Genomic DNA, 13,832 nt, shown 5'->3' with positions numbered 1-13,832 from the left:
AGTATTAGTTTAAATTATGATTGTTCCAGCAGCACTCGTGCTGCTGCTTCGTCTGTGACGAGTATATCCAGTTTGGGTGATCCGTTTAAATAAGAACGAATCGCACTCCCCTTTGAAGTGCCGCCTGCTGCTGCAATGACGACTGTTGCATGTTGCAAATCATCTAGCTTCAACCCGATTGTCGACAATTTCTGAATTACATCTCCATCTTTGTTGAAATAGTAGCCAAATGCTTCTGCAACTGCTTCCTTCTCTTCTAAAATAGCTAATTCAGCATCTGGTGTTTTACGCCTTTTAGCCATAGCAAGAGCATCACCGACACCGTGAAGTACAATGTCCGCTGATTGAATCATGCTAACTGCTTCTTTAATTGCTGGCTCTTGAAGAAGTGACTCTCGCACATCTGGGCTAATTCGCTCTGGTGCGTACAAGACGCGGTGCGAACCGTTCGTATTTTGTGCCATTAAAGCAGCAACCGTATTTGCTTCATTGCGGACATCGTCGCCAATACCGCCTCGTGCCGGCACAAATAATACTTGCTTCCCTTCTGCGAAATCCGGTTTCATTGTCCGTGCTACTTCCGCCATCGTCGAGCCACCTGTTACAGCAATGATAGTTTTTCCACTAAGATGACTCTTTATGCGGCTTGCGCATGCATCACCAATTGCTTTCTTCACAAAGGTTGATTCATCGCAGTCGCCTGGAAGTATGACGACGTTCGACAGGTTGTAGCGGTTCCTTAGTTCATTTGCCATTGAATCAATTCCCTTTAATTCAAGCATCATTTCTTCCAACTCTCGCACAATATCCATACCTGTTTCCGTCATCTTCATGCCTGCTGCACTAAAGTCAAGTAGTCCACGTTCTTTTAAAAACTCCGCTTCGCTCCTTACAACACGCTCAGTCATGCCAAGCGACTGGGCCAATGTTCTTCGTCCCGCCGTTCCCGCAATCCTGACAGCTTGCAAAAGTCGGTAGCGTTTTTGCATTATGTCAAGCAGGTCCGGTACGAGCTGCTGTTGAATACTTAAGATGGGTTTCATATTCGACGCTCCTCTTCGGTTTTCGGGTTTTGTTTCGTCCCATTAAAAACTTAATGTGTCCCACTTACCCGAAAAAAATTTCCCTGCCTACAAAATTATTGTAGCAGGGTACTATTCAAAAATCAACGAAAGATACCATTTTATTTTTTTAATTGTTTATTAAGGTTTTGTTTCAATTTTGTGAAGATTGTGAAATAGTCAACACGTCCATATTGGATCATTTCTCCGTCGCATTCCACGACTGGAATCATTAACCCATACTGCTCTGTCCACTTATCACACTCATCAATGTTCCGCTCATACAATGTGATGTCAATTTCGTCTTTCACCATGTGCATAACCACTTTTGCCTCTTCGCATAAATGACAATCTGGTCGCGTATAAAAATAAACATCCACGAACTTTCACCTCAATCATATCGTTTCCGCTTCGTCGACGACGGGATTTGAAGCTGTTCTCGGTATTTGGCTACCGTCCGTCTTGAAACCGTCATTCCATCTTCTTCTAGTATAGTACAGATTGCTTGATCAGACATTGGTTTTCTTTTATCTTCAGTTGATACAAGCGTTTCAATACGCGTCTTTACTTGATTGGATGATGTTATTTCTCCATCTGATTGTGCAGCCGCCAAACCGGATGGAAAGAAAAATTTCAATTCGTACGTCCCAAAGGGCGTCTGCATATATTTTTCTCGCACCGTCCGGCTGACCGTCGACTCATGAATCTGTAGCTCATCTGCCACTTCTTTCATTGTCAGCGGCTGTAATGAACCGGATCCTTCAAAGAAAAAAGCCCGCTGTTTTTCAACAATCTTCAGTCCGACACGCTGAATTGTCTGCTGGCGCTGCTTCAGGCTTTTTAACAGCCACTGGTAGTCCTTTTCTTTTTCTCTTATAAACTTTTTCACATCTATGTCAGAGTGGACAGCCATTTTATCAAAATAGTCCCGCTGAAAAACCACTTTCGGCAAATCATCATCTAGAAGATACACTTCAATCGTTTCATCTGCCACTAGAACAGCCATATCTGGGCGAACATACGATGATGAATCGTAGTAAAAACGGGCACCTGGCTTTGGATTCAGTGTTTTGATAAAATCGGCTGCCTGCTGGATTTCTTTCATCTCGACATTGAGTTTTTTAGAAAGCGGTTTCCACGTTTTATTAGCAAATTCAATAAAATGATCACGAATAATGACTTCAGCAAGAAAGGGTGCATCAAGACGGCTTTCAATTTGCATTAATAAACACTCCCGTAAATCCCGCGCACCAATACCCGCCGGTTCCATCCGCTTAATCATGTTCATTATATGAGTGATTTCTTTTTTTTCCACAGCAAGAAGCTTAGCAGCATCCGCACCGTCAATTTTCATGTATCCGTTTTCATCTATATTATAAAGTAAAAAATCAAGAATTCGTTTTTGAGATTTTGTTAAATTGATCAGTTGAAATTGAGTATTCAAATGATCGGTTATCGTATAAGATGAATCCGGTATATGTTCAATCCAATTTTTATCTTCTGTTTGACTTCTTGAACTTCGCTGCTGGCCTTTTTTATTAAGCGCTTTCAAATCAGGCGCTTCAAGCTGAATAAATGGGTTTTCCACTACTTTTGATTCCAAAAATTCAGTCAGTTCTTGCGTTGAATATTGAAGCAGCGCAATCGCCTGTGTCAATTCCTGTGTCATGGCAAGCTTGAGTGACTGCTGCTGCCACAATCCAGTCTTCATCTGTATCTCCCCCTTCATGGCTATTATACAGCTAGCCGCGAAGAAAAAAAAGACCTGCTGGGATGCAGGCCTTCCTTCCTTAATCTTTTTTAGATGCTGCTTCGCTGCGTGTCACGATATGATCGACGAGACCGTATTCTTTCGCACGCTCTGCCGTCATAAAGTTATCGCGGTCTGTATCGCGCGAAATGACTTCAAGCGGTTGGCCTGTACGCTCTGACAAAATACCATTCAATTTTTCACGAAGGAACAAAATGCGTTTTGCCGCGATTTCGATTTCCGTCGCCTGACCTTGTGCACCGCCGAGCGGCTGATGGATCATGACTTCACTGTTCGGAAGTGCATAACGTTTTCCTTTCGTACCCGCTGCAAGCAGGAATGCCCCCATTGATGCAGCCATACCAATACAGATCGTCTGTACGTCCGGTTTAATAAATTGCATCGTGTCATAAATCGCCATACCAGCTGTAATGCTGCCGCCTGGGCTGTTTATGTAAATTGAAATGTCCTTTTCAGGGTTTTCGGCTTCAAGGAAAAGAAGCTGCGCGACAATCGAGTTTGCCACGTTATCATCAATTCCGCTGCCCAGCATAATGATACGGTCTTTTAACAGACGGGAATAAATGTCGTACGCACGCTCACCACGGTTCGTTTGTTCAATAACTGTAGGAATTAAATTCATAAATGGTTCCTCCTTTTAATTGCTGTTCTATACAACCATCATACAATTTAAGGTCAATGAAGGTCAAACATAATGCTTTTCTATTTTGTACGTTTTCTTCTTTTCCTTGTGAAATTCCTGCTAAACAAGGTTTTTTTTCTATTTGTGAATGTTTTTTCAATTAATCATTGCATTTAATGCCGCCATCCTCTATAATTTTGAAATGTACTGTTAATGCCCTCGTGGTGCAACGGATAGCACGCAAGCCTCCGAAGCTTGAAATGCAGGTTCGATTCCTGCCGAGGGCGTCATACGATAAGGATAGTCGGTCTCTACGTTATTTAAACGTAGGGACTTTTTGCATTTTATTACGGTATTCCACTACCCCCGTTACGCCTCCGCTAAAACCGCGAGGAGGCCACCCGCAATGAAAAGACCACCGCAGCACTCCATAAACCCAACCGCACGACCAAGCAGCCGTTGAAATATTGGGACGTTGCCGAGTCGTTTTATAAACATTCCCGCCTTAAAGGGCTATCGCCCGATACACTCCGTTATTACGAGAAGGAACTAAAACAGAACGGACGAGCCTTCACGGGACTAGGCGCACCAGTTGAAAACATACGCCTCATGACCGCGGAGCACATCGAACAGCTAATCTAATATTATCAGCGGATTCACCGGGCGCCCCGGACGATCAATTCTCGGCTGCGGGCATTGCGCACGTTTTTCGCCTACTGCGTAAGTAAAGGCATCACCGTGACTAATCCCGTTCAGAATATCTCGAACTTAAAGGTACGTCATGAGGTCGGTGCCACGTTCAGCCGTCAGCAATTACAACGTTTACTTGACGCTCCTAAGACGGATACCTTTTCCGGTCTGCGTGACCTTGCGATTATGACAACGCTGGCACATACAGGTATCCGGCTGAAAGAATTAACGTCGTTGCGACTGCCTGACATTAGCTTTGACGGAATAGGTGCGATTACTGTTCGCGCACAAAGAATCGTTATGCCCGCCGTATTCCAATGACAAAACAGCTCCGCCGTGTGCTTGCCTTATATATAGAAGAAAGAGGGACTCTCGATACCGATATTTTGTTCGTTAGTATGGATAATGCGCCATTTGCAGAGCGCTCGATTCAGTATCAATTGAAGTATTACGGAAAGATCAGCGGCGTTGGCAACTATGTCAGCGTCAGCCCGCACGCTTTCCGTCGCACATTTTGCCGCTTGAAAGTCGAAGCCAGCACGAATCTTTTCTTATTGCAGCGCTTAACCGGTCATTCAACGCTTGATATGTTGCGCCGGTACGTGCAAATATTCGCGACTGATCTTATTACAATTTGAAACTGTCCGCCGCTTGTATAATGACACAACAGTCCAGTACCATCGGGACGCGATCGGCAAGATATGCAAGGTGTTGGGTATCAGAATCGGCGACTTGTTGATACTGGTGGAAGATGAGAAGGAAAACGAGTAAACACTATATACATAACGAAAGCCCCTACTCTACTCGAGCGGGGCGTTTTTGTCTTTATTTTAGATTCGCGGCCTGGTTCTGACTAAATGAGAAGTGATATTATTCGTCTCCTCTATGTATTCGACTTCCGCCAGAGCGTACATTACAATCACTTTTCTAGCTTCTTGTGCTGTCATTTGGGTAGGGAGATTATTAGATTTTTTCACGTTATGATGATACTTAAAAACAAGGCCACCATCGACTGTAAACCGCATGTAACGATTGACTAGACTTGGTTCGGAAAGCACTTCACCAAGAACCACTCTTATGTCACGTACTTCGTATTTTCCGTCGTCTGTTTCGTAAAAGTAAATTCTTTCTTCGTCTATCAGCCTCCTCCTCATGGTATTTATTGCCAGATTCAACATGTCAAACATTATCTAACTCCCCCATTCTGCTACACATCGTATATATTTGACATCTACAGCAGGACTACCTGCTTTGATTTTCAGAATAAACCCGTATAAAAGCGTGAAGAATACAGGTTAAACGAATTTCAAAGGAGCTGACAATTTGGCTAGGAGAAGGCGGGTATTCGGATTTAACGATAAGACTGCAATATCTATTATCGGTATAGTGATGGCGCTAGCGCTTCTGGAATATGTAGAAGTTTTTATCAAGCCTATAATGTTTATCCTTGCCATTGCTGCATTGTATTTTGGTTTCCGTTGGTACGCAAAAGAATTAGCAAGGGAAAAAATACTTGAATTAGGTATTAAAGAAATTGATGTCATGAAAGGAACCGATTTCGAGAATTACTTAGGGGTATTGTTTGAGAAAATGGGCTACAAGGTTCAATACACCCCCGCAAGTGGCGATTACGGCACTGATTTAATAATACGGAAAGATGTCAGGGCCATCGCTGTCCAGGCTAAACGATACAAAAGTACGGTTGGAGTTTCAGCTATACAAGAAGTCAGCGGCGCCAGAGGTTACTATAGCACAAACGAAGCTTGGGTCGTAACGAATAATACGTTCACAAAAAACGCCTGCAACCTTGCGGAGAGAACCAGCGTTAAGCTCATTGATCGCGGCTATTTAATAAACTTAATTGCGAAGGCTAATAAGGCAACACCGGCTAATTGCATCGACGCAGCAGAAACTCGCATAGAGTAGTCCCGACGGAATAATTTAATTTTATCGTGTATTAAACAATTGTAATAATAGTCGCTGTAACGCCACTGAACGGCTGTATAATGCGGTAATGCATCCGCGGTCGATTCTCCGAGACCGGCAGCTACCGCGGTAAGTACACCGAAACTAACCACACTACCCGCTTCAATTTTGAAATTTATTAAGTTTGTGACGGAGTTGTAGGGCATATCGCTGGCCGAGCTTGGGGAGTCAGCGAATTACACAAAAAAGCCAGCGGCATGAACCGTTCGGCTTCTTCATATTTATTATAAACGGAAGTCTTTTAATGAATCCGCAATCTCATCGTCATTGATACCGATGTATCGTTTCGTTATGCTTGGCGCTGCGTGTCCGAATATCTCCGTCAGTGTGGCTGCGTCCTTAGTGCGCTTGTAATAGTGGTAGCCGAACGTCTTGCGCATCGTATGTGTGCCGATGTCCTCGCGGCCTAGGCCTAGCCATTTCCCTGCCCGTGTCAGTATACGGTATGCCTGCGTGGTGCTGATATGCGTGCCGCCTGTACGGTTAGAAGGGAACAACCAGTCATCATCGTTCATGCCGTCACAGTATTCGTTAATAACAGCGCTGATGGCCGTTAGAGGGAGACGGCGGGCCTTGCTGGTCTTTTGCTCAATAATAGTGGCGTATGACTTGCCTCGGAGGTCACCAACCTTTAGCGTTACAATGTCGCTGATGCGCAGCCCTGTGTTAATTCCGATAGTAAACAGAAACCGATCACGATCACCTGTATGGCCTTTACTTCGATTTCCTACTTCGAGCAGCGCCGTCTTCATTTCCACAATGTCCTCGGCCTTCCGTAATGGCTCAACGTTGTATGTAGTTTTCGTCATTTAAACCGCCCCTTTTACGAGTATGATTTCATTATCATTCGATATGTTTTCGTACATTTAATGTAATCACAAACGAACAATGGCGTTATGTCAACGTTTCACATGTACGAAAATATATCAATTCGTACATTAACAGCTGGATTTACGGATAAATGGCGCACTCCTAACTTTTTTAAGCGGTCGTCCTGCCAGCGCGTTTCGCCGATGTACTTTCCTTACTATCCCATAACGTAGGCATATGCGGAGTATTGACGGCTGCCCCCTTCGTCAAACATCAATCCCGTAATCCTCACGCAGCGACTTTCGGATCGCATTGTTAATGAACTCCTTCTTGAATCCGCGTGCTGGCGAATTGGCTTCGAGCTGATCGAGGATCGGCCTAAAGATTTTCTCCGTGTGATATGTGGAGCGCTCATGCGTATCTTCTAGCTTAAGACGTGCGGCTTTCTTTTCTAGGATGTCGTGAATCGATTCTGGCGTTTTCTGCTCTTTTTGGATGAGTTTTTTCTTTTTACTCATAATGGCGTTCTTCCCCTCGCGTTTTGATACGGTAACAATATCATTCCGCAAAAGGTTTACGCAAATGGTAAACGCGCCTTGAACCCGCGCCAATACTGTGTTTTCGGCTCGGTGGCTGACGTTGGATGCCGCGTAATTGCGTCGAGTTTGCGTTCAATTTTGTTGGGCGGCTTGTCCTGCGCTTCTTTTAATTTTGCTTCCGCCTGATCACGCTGCTCACGTTCTGCCATCAACGTCTTCTTGACTTCACGCAATTTTGCACATATGCGTATAAAACAAACGTTTATATCTTCATTGACAGCATGCGCCTTATCAGTTATTATGATACGGAAAAAAGGCGTTCGGAACGAATACCGCGAAACGCCTGTGGATAAAACAACGTGGAGGCCTGCGGACAGTAGGCGAATTCCTATCGTTATGTACCGGTGGTCAACGGATAGCACGCAAGCCTCCGAAGCTTGAAATGCAGGTTCGATTCCTGCCGAGGGCGTCAATGTTTACAAATCCCATTGTGTTTTTACGACACAATGGGATTTTTTATGTTCATTTTTAATAAGTGCTGCTAGTTCACGGAACTTTTCCCATGATTTTTATGAAGAGTCCCATGATAATTCTATTTCTTTTACCTATACTAGTCATACGCGGAAACGCGTGCATCTAATACGTGTCTGGAGGGGAAATAATGAGAAATAAAGCGAAAAACTTCCCGATTACCTCGATGAAAGGAGAAGCGGGAAAAGCACGGGCTAAGCCAGAATTTGCTTCCAAACGAGCAGACGGCACCATTAATACACATCCTCAAGAACGCATGAGAGCTTCGAATCAAAGAACAACGGACGCATAAGTAAAAGAAAGTTCTTCTTCAATTAAAAAGAACGAAATATTTGAATGGAGGCTTGACCATGAGAAGAAACGATTATAAAACAGGCAGTAACAATGGAAATCATTTAGCCCATACAGCAAAAAATTTAAAAACAAAATCAAATACAGTCAATGAAGAGTATGCCCGTGAAATAGCTGAACTCGATAGCCTGAAAAAAGAACGAGGGCGAACGAATTCAAGTAAATACCGGAACAAATAAAATTAAACAAAAACAACCACCCTTCATTTTTGTATAGGGTGGTTGTTTTTACTATTTGTCAGAAGTTAGTTATTGCTGTTTGGTCGGCAACTTTTTATCAGGATGACCGTTACCTTGTCTCTTTTTATTCCGTTCGTCTTTTTGCTTTGTATCATTTAATTTCTCTACAAAATCATGTGTGCTCTCTTTTTCCATCATTTTTCCCTCCTTGTTGATTAAGAATAGTTTTTAATTTAACCAAAAACCTTTAGAAACATGCGTATACGCTTGCTCTTTCTATATTTGCAAATAATGAACGATAAAAGACGCCTTGCGTGTTACAAGGCGCCCATTCTTTTATTCCATTCATCCATCCGTGCAGAAGGGTTTTAAGCTTTTTTTATATCCACTCTTCCCGTTCAACAAGAGATGCTAATGTTTCGACGGCTATTTCTTCTTCTCGTCCTTCAGCGCTGATCGTAACAGTTGCACCACGTCCTAGCGCAAGGCTCATAATGCCCATAATACTTTTGGCGTTAATTTTTTTTCCGTCTTTTTCAAGAAAAATTTCGGCACTGAATCGATTCGCTTCCTGTACAAATAAGGCAGCCGGTCTTGCTTGCAGTCCGGATTTTAACTGGACGCTTACTTTTTTATCAACCATTTTATCCACTCCTTTTTTTATTTTTCCGCTGATGTAAGCTCTCCAGCTCGAATTTTATTGGCAATTTCATCTATTTTACGCAGACGATGATTGATACCTGATTTACTAATCGCCGTTCCCGACACCATTTCTCCGAGCTCTTTTAACGTCACATCTTGATGAAGAACGCGCAGCTCTGCAATTTCGCGAAGCCGGTCTGGCAATATACCAAGTCCGACCGTTTTATCAATATATTTTATATTTTCGACCTGGCGCAAAGCAGCACCTATCGTTTTATTCAAATTTGCTGTTTCACAGTTTACAAGACGGTTTACGGAATTGCGCATATCCCGGATAATACGTACATCTTCAAAACGCATTAATGCGTTATGCGCCCCAATAACACTAAAGAAGTCAGATATTTTTTCTGCCTCTTTCAAATACGTGATGAATCCCTTTTTTCGTTCAAGCGGTTTAGCATTTAAATGAAATGCATTCATCAACTCACAAAGTGCTTCATTATGCTCCTGATAAAGAGAAAATACTTCTAAATGATAAGAGGATGTTTCCGGATTATTCACGGATCCACCTGCTAAAAAGGCACCACGCAAATAGGCACGGCGGCAGCAATCTTTGTCAATAATTTTATGAGAAATGTGATGAACAAATGAAAAACCTTTTTCAACAATGGCAAGATCATCGAGTATTTCTTTTGACGCTTCTTTTAACCGGACAATATAGACATTATTTTTTTTCAATCTCATTTTTTTACGGACGAGAAGCTCTACTACCGCTTCATAGTTTCGTTTAATTAACACGTAAATACGACGGGCAATCGCCGCATTTTCCGTTTGTATATTGACGACAAGCTGTTTGTTGGAAAAAGACAGCGAGCCATTCATACGAATGAGCGCAGACAATTCTGCCTTCGCACAACATCCACTCGTTTCAATGGTGGTCAGTTCTTTTTTCGTTTCTGATGCAAAAGACAACATCACCACTCCTCTCGTGATGTCCACTTACCGTTTCGGGATGAGACGCACTAATATTTCGGCTACTTTCGCTGTATCATGTCGGATAATGCTGTCTTCGTACGTGACAATGTCATCAATGATGGTATTAAGCCCCATTGATTCCAGTTTAGTCACATCATACACGACTGGTTTAGCCATTTCCTCTTTATAAATCTCTTGAATACGATCAGGGATTGGTTCTTTATTAACAAGAATCGTGTCAATAAACGAACATTTCATATGATCGTAAATCGCTCTGACATGATCGGCTGCTGTAAAATCAAGCGTTTCCCCCGCCTGGGTCATCAAATTGCAAATATACACTTTTTTTGCCTTTGCGGTACATACTTCTTCACCGATTTCCGGTACTAATAAATTCGGCAATATACTCGTGTACAAACTGCCTGGACCAATGATAATTAAATCGGCTTCCTGAATCGCACGAATCGTTTCTGGGAGTGGTTTAATTTCCTCTGGTGTTAAAAATACACGATGGATTTTCTTTTCAGAATAAGGGATTTTCGATTCTCCTGATACAATCGATTGATCATCCATTTCCGCATGAAGAATAACACTTTCATTCGCGGCTGGCAGTACTTTGCCCCGCACATTTAATACGCGGCTCATTTCTTGAATCGCATGGCCAAAGTCACCGGTAATAGATGAAAGAGCCGCAATCATTAAATTGCCGAGCGCATGGCCGTACAGTTCATTTTCTGTTGAAAATCGATGCTGGAAAAGGGATTCGACAAGCGGCTCCACATCTGATAATGCGGCGAGTACATTACGAATATCTCCTGGCGGCGGAATATTCAACTCATTTCGCAGCCGTCCGGAGCTGCCGCCATCATCCGCCACTGTGACAATCGCTGTCAAGTCAATCGGATGGCGCTTCAGTCCCCGGAGTAGTACAGACAGTCCCGTTCCACCGCCAATAATAACAACTTTTGGCTGCGGATCGTTCATCATGTTCATCATGACTTTGCAGCCTTTCGCTTATCAATATCGCGGTGGGTAACCCGTGTCGTGTAATTATCCGCAAAATAGTTTGCCAAGTATTCAGAAAGAGCAACTGAACGATGCTGACCGCCCGTACAGCCGATCGCAATGACAAGCTGTGACTTTCCTTCTATTTTATAATGTGGCATCATAAACGTGAGGAGATCGGACACTTTTTCAAGAAACTTTTGCGTATCCGTCCATTTCATTACGTATTCTGCTACATCTGCATCAAGCCCTGTACGTGGTCTCATATGCTCAATATAGTGCGGATTCGGCAAAAACCGCACATCAAAAACAAGATCCGCATCAATTGGCAAGCCATGTTTAAATCCAAATGACATCACATTTACTGTAAATGATGCTTCCTTATCCGGCGAAAATTCACGCATAATGGTTTCGCGTAAATCTTTTGGTTTCATTTTTGATGTATTCAAAATCATGTGTGCTCGGCCGCGCAAATCATTTAACAGTTCGCGCTCCTGATGAATGCCGTCAAGTGGGCGATCATCACGTGAAAGTGGATGTGTCCGGCGTGTTTCTTTATAACGGCTGACAAGAACTTCATCTTCAGCGTCTAAAAAAAGCACTTTTGGTGCTGCATTGAGTGTTTCTGCTGCTTCATCAAGCGCCGTCGATAAATGATCAAAAAATTCACGTCCGCGCATATCCATAACAATGGCTACTTTTTTCAACTGCTGTCCGGAATCTTTTATTAATGTTAAAAAAGGCTGGAGAAGCGTGGGCGGCAAGTTATCCATGCAATAAAAACCAAGGTCTTCAAAACTTTGGACAGCAACCGTTTTACCAGCACCTGACATTCCTGTAATAATGACAAGCTGTACATCATTTGCCATGGTCATTCCCCTTTCTATTCATCAACTTGGGTCGAGACGGTATGAAATCAATTCGAAATCGGGTGTATACGTAAACGCTCCATATAACAGTCCGGTTCCATGTACCATATACTCCAGCAAATGACGATCTCCTTCTGCCATTGGAAGGTCCTTCAATTCCTCAACCGACTTCCAGTGAAGGGTCCCTTCTCTCGTTTCTGACAGCGCGAAGCCATCCGCCTGCTCAGCAAAAAAGGTAAACATCATCCACTCAGACAGCACTTTATCCTCGTCTTTAATAATAAAGGTGAATATACCTTTTACGTTTGGATTACGTAAATAAAGTCCCGTTTCTTCACGATACTCACGAATGACCGCATCTCGGACAGATTCGCCAGGCTCCATTTTCCCACCGGGTGCCACCCACCAGCCCCGGCGCGGTTTTTGCATTAAGAGCACTTGTCCATCTTTCATTAACACACAATTTGTGACACGCTGCACAATAACACCCCCCACACAAAGTCAGTCCAATACTTCTTTCCTTTATTATATATGCACACTCTAAGAACTTCAACGCTGCCGGGTGTTTATTTGAAAAGCGGAGAGCGGCTGATCCGGTGCGACAAGCAACTGGATCTTGCATGCGAGTAATTTCACACATGCAAAAAGCGCCCGGGCAATGCCGGGCGCAATGTAAAAAAATCTGCAGGGGGGGCAGTCTAATTACATGTTCATTATATCAATTACATATTTCAGAAGGATTACGCTCGTGTAAAAAACGGATTACGCTTTAACGCCTATTTCTTCTTTCAATTCTTCAATATAGTGCTGAGCAGCTTGTGCCGCGATGCTTCCATCACCGGTTGCTGTCACAATTTGACGAAGCATTTTTTCACGAACATCTCCCGCTGCATAAATGCCAGGAACATTCGTTTCCATTTTTTCATTCGTCACGATGTAGCCCTCTTCATTTGTAATGCCGAGGTCAAGGAATGGCTTCGTGAGCGGCAGCATACCAATATAAATGAAAACACCGTCCACTGGAAGTTCTTGCTCTTCCCCATTTTCTGTCGAAACAAGTGACACGCTGCCAACTTTACCGTCTTTATCATGAATTTCTTTCAACGTATGACTCCAGATGAAGTCCACTTTTTCATTTGCGAATGCACGGTCTTGCAAAATCTTTTGTGCACGCAGTTCATCACGGCGATGCACGATTGTCACTTTTTTCGCAAAACGTGTCAAATAAACGCCTTCTTCAACAGCAGAATCTCCGCCGCCGATCACAACAAGGTCTTTTTCTTTAAAAAATGCACCGTCGCACACCGCACAATATGATACGCCTCGGCCGCCAAGTTCATTTTCACCAGGTACACCAATTTTTTTGTACTGCGCACCTGTCGTAATGATGATTGTACGTGCTTTATATTGTTTTGAGCCTGCATCAACCGTTTTATATTCTTTGCCATCGATAATTTTTTTAATATCACCGTATGCATATTCCGCACCGAATTTCTTTGCATGATCGAACATTTTTGTTGACAGTTCAGGGCCAAGAATGTGCTCATAGCCTGGGTAGTTTTCAACATCTTCCGTATTCGCCATCTGTCCGCCAGGGACGCCGCGCTCAATCATAAGTGTAGAAAGATTTGCACGTGATGTATAAACAGCCGCCGTCATTCCCGCAGGACCGGCACCGATAATGATCACGTCATAAATTTTCTCTTCAGTAGCAGTCATAATCAACTCTCCTTCGCTTTTTAATTTATACTCATAAACATATTTTTCAGATTATATTTTCATCGTACTGAATTTCAGTATT

At 43.1% G+C, this 13,832-nt stretch carries 21 protein-coding genes and 1 tRNA gene; 7 read left to right on the top strand and 15 right to left on the bottom strand.

From position 1 onward, the window contains the following. Positions 1–14: 14 nt before the first annotated feature. The 4 genes from AWH49_RS07440 to clpP all read right to left on the bottom strand — a co-directional run bounded on the left by AWH49_RS07440 (position 15) and on the right by clpP (position 3,454). Positions 15–1,043: a sugar-binding transcriptional regulator gene (locus tag AWH49_RS07440; protein WP_063965176.1), complete on the bottom strand. Its 1,029-nt coding sequence runs from the start codon at positions 1,041–1,043 to the stop codon at positions 15–17. Between the two features lie 140 nt (positions 1,044–1,183). Beyond that, complete coding sequence (locus AWH49_RS07435) at positions 1,184–1,441, bottom strand: glutaredoxin family protein (RefSeq protein WP_018394524.1); 258 nt, start codon at positions 1,439–1,441, stop codon at positions 1,184–1,186. A gap of 11 nt (positions 1,442–1,452) precedes the next feature. Further along, positions 1,453–2,772 (bottom strand): RNA polymerase factor sigma-54, encoded by a 1,320-nt coding sequence (gene rpoN / locus AWH49_RS07430; RefSeq protein ID WP_082862713.1) that lies wholly within the window; start codon positions 2,770–2,772, stop codon positions 1,453–1,455. A 79-nt stretch (positions 2,773–2,851) separates the two neighbouring features. Then, complete coding sequence (clpP, locus tag AWH49_RS07425) at positions 2,852–3,454, bottom strand: ATP-dependent Clp endopeptidase proteolytic subunit ClpP (RefSeq protein ID WP_018394526.1); 603 nt, start codon at positions 3,452–3,454, stop codon at positions 2,852–2,854. 215 nt (positions 3,455–3,669) lie between these two features. Here clpP and AWH49_RS07415 point away from each other — a divergent pair. The 4 genes from AWH49_RS07415 (at position 3,670) to AWH49_RS21210 (ending at position 4,915) form a co-directional block, all read left to right on the top strand. Continuing rightward, positions 3,670–3,741: transfer RNA gene (locus AWH49_RS07415), tRNA-Arg, on the top strand. A gap of 451 nt (positions 3,742–4,192) precedes the next feature. Then, on the top strand, positions 4,193–4,465 hold the full coding sequence (locus AWH49_RS20945) for a tyrosine-type recombinase/integrase (protein WP_063965175.1): 273 nt from the start codon (positions 4,193–4,195) through the stop codon (positions 4,463–4,465). Next, positions 4,462–4,782, top strand: a complete 321-nt coding sequence (locus AWH49_RS20940) for a site-specific integrase (RefSeq protein WP_063965174.1) — start codon at positions 4,462–4,464, stop codon at positions 4,780–4,782. Before AWH49_RS20945 ends, AWH49_RS20940 begins: the two co-directional genes overlap by 4 nt. Beyond that, positions 4,727–4,915: a helix-turn-helix domain-containing protein gene (locus tag AWH49_RS21210; protein ID WP_425305699.1), complete on the top strand. Its 189-nt coding sequence runs from the start codon at positions 4,727–4,729 to the stop codon at positions 4,913–4,915. The genes AWH49_RS20940 and AWH49_RS21210 overlap by 56 nt, the downstream gene beginning before the upstream one ends. A gap of 59 nt (positions 4,916–4,974) precedes the next feature. On the opposite strand, the gene AWH49_RS07400 is transcribed toward AWH49_RS21210, so the two are convergent. Beyond that, positions 4,975–5,331, bottom strand: coding sequence for a hypothetical protein (locus AWH49_RS07400; RefSeq protein ID WP_063965173.1), 357 nt, complete (start codon positions 5,329–5,331; stop codon positions 4,975–4,977). Positions 5,332–5,467: 136 nt separating this feature from the next. Here AWH49_RS07400 and AWH49_RS07395 point away from each other — a divergent pair, with 136 nt between their 5' ends. Beyond that, entirely contained in the window at positions 5,468–6,070 is a 603-nt protein-coding gene (locus tag AWH49_RS07395; RefSeq protein WP_063965172.1) for a restriction endonuclease, read from the top strand. A 284-nt stretch (positions 6,071–6,354) separates the two neighbouring features. Here AWH49_RS07395 and AWH49_RS07390 read toward each other — a convergent pair whose 3' ends face one another. From AWH49_RS07390 to AWH49_RS19925, 3 genes are all read right to left on the bottom strand, one after another. Then, positions 6,355–6,939 carry a site-specific integrase gene (locus tag AWH49_RS07390; protein ID WP_063965171.1) on the bottom strand — a complete coding sequence of 195 codons (585 nt, stop codon included), beginning with the start codon at positions 6,937–6,939 and terminating at the stop codon, positions 6,355–6,357. A gap of 267 nt (positions 6,940–7,206) precedes the next feature. Further along, a complete protein-coding gene (locus tag AWH49_RS07385) occupies positions 7,207–7,458 on the bottom strand; it encodes a hypothetical protein (protein WP_063965170.1) in 252 nt (83 codons plus the stop codon). Between the two features lie 56 nt (positions 7,459–7,514). Further along, on the bottom strand, positions 7,515–7,688 hold the full coding sequence (locus AWH49_RS19925; protein ID WP_157723681.1) for a hypothetical protein: 174 nt from the start codon (positions 7,686–7,688) through the stop codon (positions 7,515–7,517). A gap of 452 nt (positions 7,689–8,140) precedes the next feature. Here AWH49_RS19925 and sspK point away from each other — a divergent pair, with 452 nt between their 5' ends. Together sspK and AWH49_RS07375 are read left to right on the top strand one after the other, a co-directional pair. Further along, positions 8,141–8,302 carry a small, acid-soluble spore protein K gene (gene sspK, locus AWH49_RS07380; protein WP_063965169.1) on the top strand — a complete coding sequence of 54 codons (162 nt, stop codon included), beginning with the start codon at positions 8,141–8,143 and terminating at the stop codon, positions 8,300–8,302. Positions 8,303–8,360: 58 nt separating this feature from the next. Further along, entirely contained in the window at positions 8,361–8,540 is a 180-nt protein-coding gene (locus tag AWH49_RS07375) for a hypothetical protein (protein WP_063965168.1), read from the top strand. 69 nt (positions 8,541–8,609) lie between these two features. Here AWH49_RS07375 and AWH49_RS19030 read toward each other — a convergent pair whose 3' ends face one another. The 7 genes from AWH49_RS19030 to trxB form a co-directional block, all read right to left on the bottom strand. After that, entirely contained in the window at positions 8,610–8,735 is a 126-nt protein-coding gene (locus AWH49_RS19030; RefSeq protein WP_018394554.1) for a DUF4023 domain-containing protein, read from the bottom strand. 184 nt (positions 8,736–8,919) lie between these two features. Further along, complete coding sequence (locus AWH49_RS07370) at positions 8,920–9,183, bottom strand: HPr family phosphocarrier protein (protein WP_034286585.1); 264 nt, start codon at positions 9,181–9,183, stop codon at positions 8,920–8,922. 17 nt (positions 9,184–9,200) lie between these two features. Then, the gene (gene whiA / locus AWH49_RS07365) at positions 9,201–10,154 is read right to left on the bottom strand and encodes a DNA-binding protein WhiA (protein ID WP_063965167.1); all 954 of its coding nucleotides are present in this window, start codon (positions 10,152–10,154) and stop codon (positions 9,201–9,203) included. A 27-nt stretch (positions 10,155–10,181) separates the two neighbouring features. Then, the gene (locus tag AWH49_RS07360) at positions 10,182–11,144 is read right to left on the bottom strand and encodes a gluconeogenesis factor YvcK family protein (protein WP_193568172.1); all 963 of its coding nucleotides are present in this window, start codon (positions 11,142–11,144) and stop codon (positions 10,182–10,184) included. A 5-nt stretch (positions 11,145–11,149) separates the two neighbouring features. Next, a complete protein-coding gene (gene rapZ, locus AWH49_RS07355; protein ID WP_051927837.1) occupies positions 11,150–12,031 on the bottom strand; it encodes an RNase adapter RapZ in 882 nt (293 codons plus the stop codon). Between the two features lie 21 nt (positions 12,032–12,052). Continuing rightward, complete coding sequence (locus AWH49_RS07350; protein WP_034286588.1) at positions 12,053–12,511, bottom strand: NUDIX hydrolase; 459 nt, start codon at positions 12,509–12,511, stop codon at positions 12,053–12,055. 282 nt (positions 12,512–12,793) lie between these two features. Beyond that, positions 12,794–13,750, bottom strand: coding sequence for a thioredoxin-disulfide reductase (trxB, locus tag AWH49_RS07345; protein WP_063965166.1), 957 nt, complete (start codon positions 13,748–13,750; stop codon positions 12,794–12,796). Positions 13,751–13,832 lie beyond the last annotated feature (82 nt).

The sequence above is a fragment of the Domibacillus aminovorans genome, from assembly GCF_001643235.1.
GTDB classification, from domain to species: Bacteria; Bacillota; Bacilli; order Bacillales; family Domibacillaceae; genus Domibacillus; species Domibacillus aminovorans.
The sequence above is the reverse complement of the archived record's forward strand: the minus strand, read 5'-3'. Positions and strand labels throughout refer to the sequence as shown.